This is a genomic window from Alteromonas sp. AWM4_230 (assembly GCF_056158305.1).
This window is the reverse complement of record NZ_JBSWTB010000001.1, coordinates 1816216-1829328: the sequence shown is the minus strand read 5'-3', so window position 1 is coordinate 1829328 and position 13113 is coordinate 1816216. Positions and strand designations below refer to the sequence as shown.

Below are 13113 nucleotides of genomic sequence, written 5' to 3'. Positions count from 1 at the left end.
CACTAATCATCGCTTTTATTTTTTAGAGATGTAGACAGCAGTAGACCTTTATTTGCAGCGTTGGAAAGACCATCGACACTCCAGTCCGTCCACGCTGCCATTTCTTTATATGCATCAATAAAAACAGTGGTATTTCGACCATTATTTTTTGCTTGATACAATGCCCAGTCCGCAATCAAAATGGCATGTTCCCATACCTTTGAATCTAGTATGCAATCATCCCAAGGAAGCTTAGTTGCTCCTATTGACATTGTAATGGGCTTAGGTAATTCCAAAACATGGTGAAGCGTCGCTATAGCGTTATGAAGTCGCTTATTAAACTCACCAATATCGTTTGGATTTATTGACGGGACGACTAACAAAAACTCTTCTCCACCCCACCTTATTAACCTATCAGTATTTCGACTGACTGTTCGTAGCGCTTGGCCAACATGATGTAGTGCACTATCACCCTTATCATGACCGTATGTGTCGTTTAGTTGTTTAAAGTTATCAAGGTCGATAAGAAAAATAGCGCACACTTCATCGACGCCAACTGACGCATCCTGCTGTTCTGTTTTCGCATTTACTGCATCAAAGATCTTGGGAGCGAAATTTTTAACTGCTCTTCGATTGTATAAACCTGTTAGCGGGTCGGTAATTGCCGCCTCTTCTAGCGCTTTGTTTTTTTGTTGAAGCTCGCTGTTTACGCGCTCAAAAGCGGCAGTACGCTCATTGACTCTAGCTTCAAGTATCTCGTTTCGTTGTTGATACGAAGCAATGCGAAGGCGGTAAATAATATAAAAAACTGCAAGCAAGGCTAAAACGCCGACTAGCTTAGCCCAGTTAGACTCCCACCAATGAGGCGTTACATAGAGTACTATTGCGTCTCCAGGCAGCCAACCCTCGCCATCAATTCTAGACTGGACTTCAAAAACCGTTTCTCCCGCTGACAACTTAGCTAAAAAAGCCTCTTCTCTTGAACCGGAATATATCCAATCACTGTCATCTAAACGATATCGATATTCTGGGACCGACTCTGCCGAAAAAATTGGACGTGAAAAAATAATCTCTGCATTTCTCTTTGTGTTGAGATTTATTCGATTGCTGTAGTTATTTTCTCGCTTGCCATCAACATAAACACCCGTAATGACAGTTCGCGCCGCTAACTCATGGTTTTCACTTTTCTGAACCGCTACTACACCGTTTAATGTTGGCAAATATAGGGTATCTTTAAACACTATAGATCTTAAATTACCCGCGCCATTACAACATCTCAAATCGGCTCGTGCGCTGAAAGTGCCATCATCTCGCAAGACAACAGTGCTCTTTACATGCGAGTCAGTAATATCGTCGATTTCCACATACGCAACGCCACTTGCACCGCTTAACCAAAGTTTATTACCACGGGTTGTTACACTGAAAAAATTTTGAAATGGTAGTCCGTTCTTAATGTTAAATGAGCGCCACTGCTTACTTTCATCAAGCATCAACAAACCCTGACCGTAAGTTCCTACGAAAAGCCTTCCATCATTTAACTCAAGTAGTGAAGAAGCAAACACACTGGTACCGTTAAGTAACTCTACTTCCTCCCACTTTCCATCTGTTTGGCTAAACAATCCTGACTCTGTGCCTACCCACAGTACACCGTCCTTCGCTGTCAGGATGCTGCGAACTGATTGCTTTTCAAATAGTGGAACGGACTTAAAATCGACACCGTCAAATTGGAATAGGCCCTTTGTCGACGCTATATAAAACGCATCATCTCCTTGATATAAGGTATTTATTTGCAGACCTGTAAATTCAGGTATCGCCTCAAACTGTGATGCTCCGTTCTTGCTCCTAAAAAGGCCTCTACGAGTGCCAACCCAGAATTCGCCGTTACCTTCAAAAATGCTATAAGCATCGCTACCTTCTATTGCGCTGGGAGGAACTATTAGTGTCCAGTCGTCTTCGGAGTTACTTTCAAACACACCTTTGTTTGTTGCTGTGTACAAGCGATCTTCCCGGGCAAAAAATGACCATATACGAGCACTAGATATATTTTGTGTAGGAGCTACGCGCCTTACGTTCGTTTTCCAGTATATTACTAACCCATTTGCTTTCGTTCCAAGAAACCACGTTTCTTCATCGTTAAGAAGCACGCTGTTGTCGAGCAGAAGGTTATTATCTACAAACGGTGTTAAGCTATTGAAAGTTGGCTCAGCTTCTGAAGAAATATCAAGAAGCTGGCCTTTATCCGAAACCGCCACTACGCCCCCGTTTTGAGTGCTAAATAGGCTCTTAAATTTAATTTCAGCAAAGGCTGGCATTGTCTTAAAAAGACAGCTTTCAGATGATAGTGTGAAGCGGTGAAGTTTTTGCTTTTGCAATATGTAGACTGTATCTTTTTGCACTAACAGACGTTCTGCGTTGGCAAAAACGCCAATGGGGTAGCGGCACTTCTCATGCACTGAGGATGTAAGACTGGTCTGCAGCAACTCACCTTGAGACGTTAGCAACCACAAATGACGAGTGTCATAATACGAGTTTGTAAAAGTAATATCTGCGTAACTGTAAGGCTTGGCTTTGTCGCCTTGAAGTGACCATAGTGAATCAGTAATTACCCACACCGTGTTTTTAGCATCGGTGATAACTTGCTTTATTGGTTTGTCATCAAAATTAACGCCAAATGCCTTGAACTTACCATCATCGAAGCTCACTAACCCGACGCCAGTCACTATCCAAAGTCGTCCTGTATTATCAAGAAACAGTGCATTGATCCAATTAGAGCCTAACTCCGGTGTATTAATGGTATTGAAAAACTCGAATTTGCGTCCGTCAAATCGAGCAAGTCCGTTCTCTGTGCCAAGCCACACAAAACCATTGTTATCTTTGACTATTGATTTGATAGATATCTGAGGCAACCCTTTTGCCGATACATATTGCCCTACATCATAGGTAGGTACGCCAGCCACACTCCACTTTTCAACGCGGTAGCTTTCGCCCCACGAAGCAGCACTCGAAAGACCCAAAAGTACAATAATTAAAGAAGATAGACAGGTGATATTGAATAAAGAAAAGGGACGGTTTTTCATTGAACCTCAAAGAAAACAATTAAAGACGTCGGTAGCTTGAATTTCACAATAATGGAGACGTGCTATTTAAGAACAAACCTTTACGACAATAGTTGTTCACATCACCTACACTGTCAAATCAACATTCGTATGAATTTAATCAGAAAAAGACCACGCTATGAAGCGGCTTAACTTGCTCCCCTGCCCCATATCAATGACTTTACACTGCGTCGCACCATAATAATTGATGCTGGTTTTAAGCGGTTTCAAATGAGCACTTTTCGACACTAAGCAGGTGAACCATTCTACGTTGTCTTTCACAGAAACACTTTCTTGAACCATGCGCTGAATGAAGGCAAGTTCACCGCCTTCGCACCACAGTTCATTCGCTTGGCCCGCAAAATTCAAGTTTGCGTCCTTACCTTGGTAAGCGGCATTTTTACCTTGTAGCTTAGATGTACTACCCCCTAAACCTTGAACTCGATTATCGGTAAACTTTGCACCACTTCGCTTCTGCTTATTGCGAGTTAAATTGGATGTCTTCCTACGCGTGCCAGACAGGGCTTCTTGGGCAGATTTATGAAACGGCGGGTTGCACATAGTAAAGGTAAACTGTTCGTTCTCTTCAATTACGCCATTGAAAATACTTGCTCTATTGGTTTGTTTACGCACTTGGAATTTATCGGCCAACACACTGTTTTTGCTCGAAATGACTTTAGCGCTTTTTACAGCAACTTCATCAACATCGCTCCCCACAAACGACCAGTCGTAGGACGCAATACCAATAATAGGATAGATAGCATTAGCGCCCACGCCGATATCTAATCCACGTATATCTCGCCCACGCCCGTTTTTTAAATTAGGCCTTGCTGATTTTAATAAGTCAGCAATACCGTGGATATAATCTGCTCTTCCAGGTACAGGGGGGCATAAGTAGCCTTCAGGAATATCCCAATACTCAAGCCGATAATAGTGACGAAGCAAAGCTGCATTAAGTCCCTTCACCGCTTGTGGATTAGAGAAATCTATACTGATATTGCCACTTTTAGCTTTGAAGAGAAAAGGCTTAAGCGCAGGGTATGACTGGCACAGCGCATCCATTGGATAGCCGTTTTTATGGAGATTTTTAGGGTGCATGAAGCGCTACTTTTTGTGTGAAACTAAAAACTGAGATTGCACGTTTTCATCGAGCAACTGGGCGCCACTACCTTGGGCTGCCACCTTATCGTCAGTATTGTAAAGCCTGCAGCGCTCTAATGACAAACACCCACATCCAATACAGCCTTCCAACGAGCTTTTCAAACTGGTCAGCGCCGCAATTTTTGCCTCAATATGCTTATTAAATACTGTGCTCAGTTTAGCCCAATCGGCTTGGGTGGGTGTTCTGTTATCTGGCAACGTAGACAACAAATTCTTTATATCAGCAAGGGAATACCCCATATTTTGCGCGATTAAAATAAAAGAAACTCTGCGAATGACAGAACGAGGGAATGCTCTATTTCCGCCATTTGTGCGCACAGAAGGAATGAGCCCTTCGTTAGCATAATAGCGAATTAGTGAAACAGCATTGCCAGTACGTTTAGCAATAAAGCCAATGCTTACCATAGGTTCTGGTGCCATAACGCCCCTTTTTCCAATTTCAAAATAGCGGGTAAAAAAACGCTTGATCTAAAGTTAGCTTTAGATATTAAGCTGTTTTTCGTTGATTATCTATACAAGGAAAAACACATGACCACGGCATACTTAGAGCACACAAATATCACCGTTGAAAACCCTGATGAGCTAGCAAGCCTTCTCTGCACTTTGTTCGACTGGAAAATAAGGTGGAGCGGCGGCGCTAAAAACGACGGCTACACGGTACATGTAGGAAACGATAAAGACTACCTTGCCCTGTACAGACCGAAAACTATTAATGAGATAGAGAGCGACTATAAAACCCTGGCTAACGTTAACCATATAGGCATTGTTGTTCCAAATTTAGACGAAATCGAACAACGGGTTCTTTCCTTAAATTTCAGTACCTACAGCCACGGTGATTATGAACCAGGTAGACGCTTTTATTTTATGGCTCAGCAAAACATAGAAATTGAAGTCGTTTCATATGTGTAATGCTATCGAGTATTACATCTAGCTGAACTTTCAATTTTAGTGTTAGATTAACGTTACCTCACTCGTGCGCGTTTTTACTTAATTTTTTTGCTAAGTTTGTTTGCTAAAAATGTACGCGCACTGTGATCATTTCAATAATAATAGACAGGAAACATGGATGAGAAAGGTACTAGCGATAAGTCTAGGTTTAGTAATGTTATCCCTATCAGCAAGCGTATGGGCAGATAACATACTTAGTATGAAACAGCGCAGCGAGCTGATAGATAAGATCACCGTTGAACGCTTCAATTCCGTACTCCCCCAAATAATGGAGCGTGAAGGCATCGACATGTGGGTGTTGATGTCACGGGAATACAACGAAGACCCTGTTTTAAAAACCATGCTGCCTTCAACCTGGATTTCCGCACGACGCCATACCATGTTAGTCATTTATAACCCTGGCGATGGTCAACCACTGGAACGTTTAGCCGTTGCAAGATATGCAGTAGGCTCGCTATTTAAAAAAGCGTGGGACAAGGAAGCACAACCCGACCAGTGGGAAGCATTGAAACATATTATCGAGACCCGGAATCCCTCAAAAATAGCTATTAATACGTCGAATGCATTTGCTCTTGCAGATGGCATGACTGCTACTGAACACGAAAAATTTATGGGTGGACTTTCTGAAGAACTAAAAAGCCGAGTAGTGAGTGGTGAAAGGCTGGCTATAGGTTGGTTAGAAACTCGAAGTGAACTGGAAATGCAGTATTATCCCGTACTCACTCAAATTGGTCACTCTCTGATAGCGACAGCATTTTCAAATGAAGTCATCACACCTAACGTAACCACTACAGATGATGTTGTCTGGTGGCTTCGGGATCAAACTCGTGCGCTAGGGCTCACCAATTGGTTTCATCCTACGGTTTCCATCCAAAGGCAAGACAATGAAGTGTTTGATCAAATCAGTGCTTTCAGCAAACGTCCCGGAGAAAACATCATACGACCGGGCGACCTGATACACGTTGATTTTGGCATTACCTACTTGCGACTTAACACGGATCAACAGCAGCATGCCTACGTATTAAAACCTGGAGAAAAAGACGCGCCAGCGTCACTTAAAAAAGCACTTGAAGCGGGTAATAAGCTGCAAGACATTTTGACCAGCAATTTTAAAGTAGGAAGAACGGGCAATACTATTTTGAGTAAGTCGCGACAGCAGGCTATCGAACAAGGGATCACGCCCGCTATTTATACTCACCCGCTTGGTTTTCACGGGCACGCGGCAGGGCCAACAATAGGAATGTGGGATGCACAAGAAGGTGTGCCAATTCAAGGTGACTACCCAATGTTTGCACAGACGGCCTATTCAATTGAGCTTAATGCAGCGAGCTTTATTAAAGAGTGGAACAAAGAAATTAGAATTATGCTGGAAGAGGACGCATTTTTTGACGGGAGGTCAGTAAGCTATTTAGATGGCAGGCAGACCGAATTTCATTTGATTCATTCAGATGAAGAGCAATAAATAAGCGTATAGCTTCATGCCTTTTTCAAAAAGTAAGAGGTATCTATTGGCAAGAAAAGCCAGTGTAGAAAAGGGATTTAAAAGTAAAACTCGTAAAGTGTCAGGCCTTTCGCCTTTTCAAGCGAAAGGCCATGAAACTGTACAAAATATTAGCAGTAGGTTGCTATCCTAAAACGCGGTCTTATTCAGCTGCAGTGCGAACTACTACGTTTTCTGCGCTGTATTCACGTACAAAGTCAGACATTTCTTTGTGGTTACAGATAATGTTCTCACCTTCCAGACCAAACTTCGCTAGTGCTGCATCTTTACCTACAGAAAGTGCTTCTAGACACGCTTGTGAAGCAACATCTTTATTCTTTGCAACAAGTGCTACTGTTTTTGCGTTTTCAGTTGCCTTGTTGTTCTTGTACATGTAAGCGAAAGTGCGAAGTGATTCACCGTTACAACGTACAGATGCACTGAACTCTTCAGCGTTGATACCTTTAGAGCGTACAAGACGCAAAGCAGAGCCAAAACCCTCTTTAGCCGCAGTCAAACACGCTTGTGTTTCGATGTTGTCGTTAATTGGCTTTAGTACTACATCTTTTGCGAAAGATTGAGTAGCAGCAACAGATAGTGTTAGAGCAATAGCGAAAGTAGACAGTTTCATTTTTGAATTCCTATTTTGTAACTAAATTAGATATCACCTAAGTGATGTGTACATTATGACCAAAACTTTCAAAAAATAAAGCATTTTTCGTAATTTAATTACAGAAAATAGGATTTAAACATACAGATCACGACAAAAATGAAAGTAATTTACATAAAATAACAACATTTATATAAAAATTTACATATAAGTCTTTTTAGTTACAGGTCGCCCATTACAAGCGCACAAAAAAGCGCGCATGAAATTACTTTCAGCGCGCTTAATTCAAAAAATTATAGTGAGGTAATAGTTGTTGCCAGCGTAACCTTAAATTTTTGACCTACAAAATGAGATCGTGCATCCAATTAAGTGATGGCAACTGCTGTTCTGGTTGGTAAAAGAGGCGATTGAGTCTACCTAATAAATTAACGGAACGACTAGGATCATGCGCTTTAACTCTGTGCTCGCTTTCAGTAAGCATGAACTCCCATGGCTGAAGATTGAGTTCGTCTACCTCTTCCTGCTTAATGCCTAGAGATTTTAGCGTTGACAAAATTCGCTCTGTTTTGCTTTCTGCAATAGGAATAATTTCGTTACCGTATAATCTATCGAGCGGCTCATTAATAGCTTCTAACGTGTGATTGATTGCAGCCCATACCTCATCGTGATCAAATGCCCAGCCTCGCGGGGCATAATAACCTTCTATTTCCCATTCAAACTCGGCATTACTCACCGCAATAGAGCTCTCGGCTTCTGGAGAATAGGCCAAATCTGGCTTGGCGCCGATATTGTAAGCATCTACGCTCATGGCGATACAAATAATTAGATCACCGCAGTATTGCTTATTTGTATAAAGCGCTTCAAATGCCGCGCGCTTAACGCCCATCCAACCATGCACCTTTGATGGCTGCTCCACGAAGTGCCTCACATCATCGGGTAAATCTTCACCGTACGCGTTTATGAGCAAAGGCAGCGGATTTTGATCTGGCGCTTCTTCTGGCATCCACACTTCGTATTCTTGTCGGTTATCTGCTTTCCCGCGACTTTTTATTCCATATGACAAATTTACAGGACGACAAATACTTCTATCTTCATCTACTTTATGAAAATACTCAGAGCGCATACGCTTTATAAATGGTGCATCTAACCCTGCTAATGCTGCTGTTGGATAGCGATAACCTATTTCACTATGCTCAACCATGTGTAACGTTGGAATAGCTTGTGTTAGCTTATTTTTAAGCCCTGCCAGCGTGTTCACTTTTGGAAGAACAATACTTCTTTCAGGCTCTATAGTAAGTCTGCTTCCATCTTCAGTAACGAATTTCGGTGTTTTGTGAAATTCATAACCTGTGAACCCCAGCAAATTCACTGCGGCGTTTCTATATTGAGAAAGCTCAGTAAAAAGCGCAGTATGATTGCGAATATGTTTAAATAACGGTCTTGATGCGGTCATATTTACTTCCATTTCAGCTACTTCCGTTCTAATTCAGCGTTTACTTACCTAATTGTGTTTTAAAAAGCGAAGCCATATCTGTGCGCCCATATCATCGTATTTTTTTACAAGGTTACGGTAACGCTCTCGCATCGCCACATCCACAAGTGGTGTTGGCAGCAAAGGGTCAAAGACCAAGTGATATAACGCCTTATCTCCTATCACATAAGATTCTTTGGTGGATTCTTCAAGGGGTAAAGTAGGCAATCGGGCAAGAGATTTCTCTAGTTCACTGCATCCTTCTTTATAAAGCGTTTCTAAGTTTAGGTGGCTCCATAGTTTCATAGCCTTAGCTTGCGTTTGATTATCAAAATCGCTGGCGCGAAACACAAGTGCTTTGCCTGATAGACCAAGAGTGTGAAGTTTGTCTCGCACCTCACTTACACCACCTGAAAAATTGTTCGGCCTAATATACATATCACTTGAAAGTTTCATCATACCCACAAGCTTAAGGGCACGTTCAGTAGTCCTCAGCTGCTTTTTATCACTTTTAGGGAGTAAACTGGTTTGAGCAATAATCCAATCGTTCTGCCAAGGTACAAGGCTATTTTCATCCTCTCGCCACTGATGTATTTCTTTAGCAAATCTAATCCCCTTGTCAGCCAATTTATAATCTCCCCTGTCAACCAAGGTGATGAGCTGGGCAGACTGCAGGCGTGTGAGTGTTACTCGAATGTTGTTTTCAGAAATACCAAACAGTGCTCCCACACGAACGGCTGCACTAGCATTCATTTTAATATTGTCACGGGAACCCAGCAGCTTTAGCAGTAGCTTTCGTGCGACGGGCTTTTTCTCTTTTTCTAGCAGCAAGTTCTATTTACTTCTTTTTTTAGATAGTGGCTAAGCAATGACTTCTGTTTCAACTTATTTGATTGCTTACATGGCATAAGCTCAGCCATGTCGCTTCCATCATTATATAAACAAAGGCCAGGCACAAACATTACATAATTTATTAATTTAAAACTATTACTGTAATATTCTAGTGTAATGATTTAATGTAAAGCCTTAGGACAACGATACGCTTTACATATTCATTAAGTGGAAATGCCATGACCTCATCTAATAGATTTGTTACGCATCTTGTAGAAAACCAACCCACCATTCCTGCCCCCTACAATTTGTGGCGTGATGATGCGTTGCTACGTGTGTTTGTAAACCAGCATTTGCCACCACCCCACCAGTATGACGAAGGGTTACTAGATAAATATGGTCAACTTGCAGGTAATGCACTTATGAATCATGGAGAACTCGCTAACAAAAATAAGCCCGTTCTTCAGACCTTTGATCGCTATGGCCGTCGTGCAGACAATGTAGAGTTTCATCCTAGCTATCACGCGCTTATGGAAAGTGCGATGCAACACAATGTGCATAACTATTCGTGGAAGCATGAGGGGGTTGAGGGTGCACATACTGTTCGCGCAGCATTAATGTATATGCATTATCAAGCTGAGTCTGGTACGTCTTGCCCACTGACCATGACACACGCCGCTATTCCGGCTATGCGGTATGGAAACGACTTACCACCTTACTACTTAGATAAAGTTATCAACGGCGAGTACGACCCTCGTTCCTTACCGGCAAGCCAAAAATACGGGCTGACAATTGGTATGGGGATGACTGAAAAACAAGGAGGTTCAGATGTTAGGCGTAATACAACTAAAGCGACTAAGCAGGCTGATGGCAGTTACCATATTGTAGGACATAAGTTCTTTTTCTCTGCCCCCATGTGCGATGCACATCTTATTCTTGCGCAAGCCGAAGGCGGACTAAGCTGCTTTCTACTACCAAGGGTATTGGAAAACGGTGAACTTAATAACGTTCGCATTCAGCGCTTGAAAGACAAGTTAGGCGATTGGAGCAATGCCTCTTCGGAAGTTGAATTTCAGGACGCTACAGCATATTTAATTGGCGAAGAAGGCCGTGGCGTGCCGGTAATAATAGATATGGTGTCATTGACCCGATTAGACTGCATGATTGGCTCATCTGCTCTTATGCGGCAATCACTGGTTCACGCCTTACATCACGTCAGTCACCGCGATGCCTTCGGCAAAACGCTAATCAATCAGCCTTTAATGCAAAATGTGTTGGCAGACCTAACGATAGAATGCGCAGCTGCTACCGCGCTTACTATGCGCGTGGCAAAAGCGGTAGATAGTGCACCGGGTGATAGCCATGAAGTAGCAGTGGCGAGGCTGGCCACTGCAATTGGAAAATACTGGATTTGTAAGCGCACGTCTATGTTTGTAAACGAAGCGCAAGAGTGTTTAGGTGGTATTGGTTACGTTGAAGAAAACCCTATGCCCCGTTATTACCGCCAAGCCCCGCTAAACTCTATTTGGGAAGGCAGTGGAAACGTGCAATGCTTGGATGTACTGCGCGCACTTGCCAAAGAGCCGAATGTTAAAGAGGCCTTGTTTAAAGAGCTTAAAACACAGTTAGGCAAAAATAAGCACTATGATATGCACCTTAGTAAGCTGTTTGACGAGTTATCAAATACGCAGAATATGGAAATGCGAAGCCGATATTTAACTGAGCAAATGGCGCTAGCGCTACAAGCATGTTCTCTTCTTGCTACGTCGCACAATAACAACGACGCCTTTATCGACATTGCCCACACTTTTTGTGAATCTAGACTCGGTAACGCGAGTGGTTTTGCTTTAGGTACATTACCCGACACCACGCCATTTGAACGCATTATTGCGCTGGGGCAGGTTTGTTATAATTGAGCAAGATAAAAACTTTTCGTTATTGCCGCCCCCATCCCTTACCACCCATTTCAACTAACCGAGACGCGGCTCGTCGAAAAGAAAAAGCGAGATCATTGGCAGACGAAAATTGTGCCAGTGACACGCCAATTCGCCCCGTCGCCGACCATTCATAATATTCGCCCTCTTTGGTGCGGATCATTGTGGTCGCAAAAGAACTCGAGTTTCCTCCCTTGTCATTGACAATCAATTCGCCATCACCGTCACTGCTTTCGACTTGCGCTTCAAAATCAACAAACAATTCGTCGAGCGGGACGTGTGCCGCTAGCACCAAGCGGGTACGAGATTCATAACACGCGTCAATGAGAGTCACGAACCGTCGAGCTTCGTTAAGGTAATTGGCGTCCAGTTGGGGGACGCGGTCCATGATGATGACCGGAAATCGCCGGCAGAGGGAAATATAATCGGCCGCCCCCAGCGGTTGGTAGCATAACTCGGAAAAGTGAAACCAGGCACACCGGTCATTGAATCGGGCGACCTGGACGCTGCGACCAAAGAGGACGGAAATGCTCTCGGTCTCATTTGTGGATGTAGTGCCACCAAATATTTCTTCCAACTGCCCCTGTATGTTGTTGCTAATATTATTATCGCCATGAATACTTTTATCTGACCAAAAATAGGATTGGCCATCCGCCCTACTTTCAAGTCGATAATCCTTCTGGGAATTATCCATAGAAATAACGTCGAACGCGTCTTTTAACATGTCTATGAATGGCAAAAAGAGAGAGCGGTTAATGCCTCCCTCATAAAGGGCGTCGGGGGAGCGATTCGAGGTAGCCACCACCACGACATTCCAATCCGATAAGTATAAAAAAAGTCGTTTCAAAATCATGGCATCGGCAACGTCTGTCACTTGAAATTCATCGAAACAGAGGAGTTGGGCTTCTTGTGCCAATTGTTGCGCAATTATGGGGATCGCATCATCCCGTGGGTGCTCTTGTTTGTAGACAAAGATTCGATGATGGACGTCCAGCATGAACTCATGAAAGTGAACGCGGCGTTTGGTTATTTTTGCGTGTTTGTGACTGTTATCTTTAAAGCAAGAATCATCAGGAACATTAACCAAGTCGTAAAAGAGATCCATTAGAAAGCTTTTGCCGACCCCTACCGGCCCATGAATGTAAATACCTCGCGGTGGTGGACCAGAAGACCACAAATGGAACTTCTTTCGAAGAAAGGACTGCGCGGATGCCAAAGAACGCACCAATAACAGCGGACCGTTGCTTGTAGTGCTGCCCACTGTCTGATGGTCGGTGCGCATGGGTACTGGGGGGAGCGAAGCAAGAGACTTGTATAGAGCATCGAGTTTTGCCGCCAGAGCAAATTGCGCGTTATCTTGTTGCACCTCCCCCGCATCCACCTTGCGTTCATACGCCGCTGTCACTGGGCCTGAAGGAAGTGACTGCCGTGCGACGCGGTGTTGTACTGCCATACTCTTCATCATGAACCTGATGAGTTTATCAACATGGTGGTTTGGTACGTTAGATTTCTGTATGGGTATCAATCGATATTTATAGTTGAGATTCAAGCTTCGGATTTTAACTTACAAAAATCAGACATAACCATATGAATAAATTAAATAA

At 43.1% G+C, this 13113-nt stretch carries 10 protein-coding genes; 3 read left to right on the top strand and 7 right to left on the bottom strand.

All coding sequences use genetic code 11. The annotated features are described in order from the left end of the window. Positions 1–2 precede the first annotated feature (2 nt). From ACXACS_RS07730 to soxR, 3 genes are all read right to left on the bottom strand, one after another. Complete coding sequence (locus tag ACXACS_RS07730) at positions 3–3056, bottom strand: ligand-binding sensor domain-containing diguanylate cyclase (RefSeq protein ID WP_474805543.1); 3054 nt, start codon at positions 3054–3056, stop codon at positions 3–5. A gap of 135 nt (positions 3057–3191) precedes the next feature. Then, positions 3192–4172: a 23S rRNA (adenine(1618)-N(6))-methyltransferase RlmF gene (rlmF, locus tag ACXACS_RS07725; protein ID WP_474805542.1), complete on the bottom strand. Its 981-nt coding sequence runs from the start codon at positions 4170–4172 to the stop codon at positions 3192–3194. Positions 4173–4178: 6 nt separating this feature from the next. Then, positions 4179–4655, bottom strand: coding sequence for a redox-sensitive transcriptional activator SoxR (gene soxR, locus ACXACS_RS07720; RefSeq protein ID WP_474805540.1), 477 nt, complete (start codon positions 4653–4655; stop codon positions 4179–4181). 108 nt (positions 4656–4763) lie between these two features. Between soxR and ACXACS_RS07715 the strand changes: the two genes are divergently transcribed. Both ACXACS_RS07715 and ACXACS_RS07710 read left to right on the top strand, forming a co-directional pair. Beyond that, the gene (locus tag ACXACS_RS07715; RefSeq protein ID WP_474805538.1) at positions 4764–5144 is read left to right on the top strand and encodes a VOC family protein; all 381 of its coding nucleotides are present in this window, start codon (positions 4764–4766) and stop codon (positions 5142–5144) included. A gap of 157 nt (positions 5145–5301) precedes the next feature. Beyond that, on the top strand, positions 5302–6645 hold the full coding sequence (locus ACXACS_RS07710) for a M24 family metallopeptidase (RefSeq protein WP_474805536.1): 1344 nt from the start codon (positions 5302–5304) through the stop codon (positions 6643–6645). Positions 6646–6826: 181 nt separating this feature from the next. Here the strand turns inward: ACXACS_RS07710 and ACXACS_RS07705 are convergent, their stop codons facing one another. From ACXACS_RS07705 to ACXACS_RS07695, 3 genes are all read right to left on the bottom strand, one after another. Further along, positions 6827–7294, bottom strand: a complete 468-nt coding sequence (locus ACXACS_RS07705; protein ID WP_474805534.1) for a DUF3718 domain-containing protein — start codon at positions 7292–7294, stop codon at positions 6827–6829. Positions 7295–7613: 319 nt separating this feature from the next. Further along, positions 7614–8726: a hypothetical protein gene (locus tag ACXACS_RS07700; RefSeq protein WP_474805533.1), complete on the bottom strand. Its 1113-nt coding sequence runs from the start codon at positions 8724–8726 to the stop codon at positions 7614–7616. A 48-nt stretch (positions 8727–8774) separates the two neighbouring features. Continuing rightward, the gene (locus tag ACXACS_RS07695) at positions 8775–9575 is read right to left on the bottom strand and encodes a PaaX family transcriptional regulator (RefSeq protein ID WP_474805531.1); all 801 of its coding nucleotides are present in this window, start codon (positions 9573–9575) and stop codon (positions 8775–8777) included. 239 nt (positions 9576–9814) lie between these two features. Between ACXACS_RS07695 and ACXACS_RS07690 the strand changes: the two genes are divergently transcribed. Beyond that, positions 9815–11491, top strand: coding sequence for an acyl-CoA dehydrogenase family protein (locus ACXACS_RS07690; protein ID WP_474805529.1), 1677 nt, complete (start codon positions 9815–9817; stop codon positions 11489–11491). A 19-nt stretch (positions 11492–11510) separates the two neighbouring features. Here the strand turns inward: ACXACS_RS07690 and zapE are convergent, their stop codons facing one another. Then, complete coding sequence (gene zapE, locus ACXACS_RS07685; protein WP_474805527.1) at positions 11511–12962, bottom strand: cell division protein ZapE; 1452 nt, start codon at positions 12960–12962, stop codon at positions 11511–11513. Positions 12963–13113: the final 151 nt, after the last annotated feature.